The organism is Terrimonas alba (assembly GCF_042434975.1).
Lineage (GTDB): Bacteria > Bacteroidota > Bacteroidia > Chitinophagales > Chitinophagaceae > Terrimonas_B > Terrimonas_B alba.
Genome location: NZ_JBHMQM010000057.1, coordinates 1 through 632 on the forward strand (window position 1 = coordinate 1; position 632 = coordinate 632).

The 632-nt window shown below is 47.8% G+C and carries 1 protein-coding gene; it reads left to right on the forward strand.

The window, feature by feature from the left end; genetic code table 11:
* Positions 1 to 632 (forward strand): hypothetical protein (locus tag ACFEL9_RS26170; RefSeq protein ID WP_385896384.1); only part of this gene is annotated, 632 nt, incomplete at both ends.

The window sequence follows — 632 nt, forward strand, 5'->3', positions numbered from 1 at the left end:
GACTGCGGCAATCATGCAACAGATGTGGACATCACCTACAATGGTGGAGATACGGAAGCACCAACGCTGAATGGCGTGATACCCAGTGGAGCAACGAACCAGAACTTGTGCTTCAGTGCCATACCGGCAGGACCAACAGCAGCAGCGATAGCCGCATTGTATAGTGATAATTGCAGTGTAGCAGTCACAGTAGATAAGAGCGGCACACCGACAGGAGATAATTGCAGTTGGAGTGTGACCTATCATTATGAGATCTATGATGACTGTGGTAATCATGCAACAGATATAGATATTACCTATAGTGGTGGCGATACAGAAGCACCCACGCTGAATGGCGTGATACCCAGTGGAGCAACGAATCAGAACTTATGCTTCAGTGCCATACCGGCAGGACCAACAGCAGCAACGATAGCCGCACTGTATAGCGATAATTGCAGTGCAGCAGTCACAGTAGATAAGACCGGCACACCAACAGGTACAGATTGCAACTGGACAGTGACCTATCATTATGAGATCTATGATGACTGCGGCAATCATGCAACAGATGTAGATATTACCTATAGCGGTGGCGATACAGAAGCACCACAGTTGACCGGTACATTACCAACAGGTCAAACAGGTCTGAACTTATG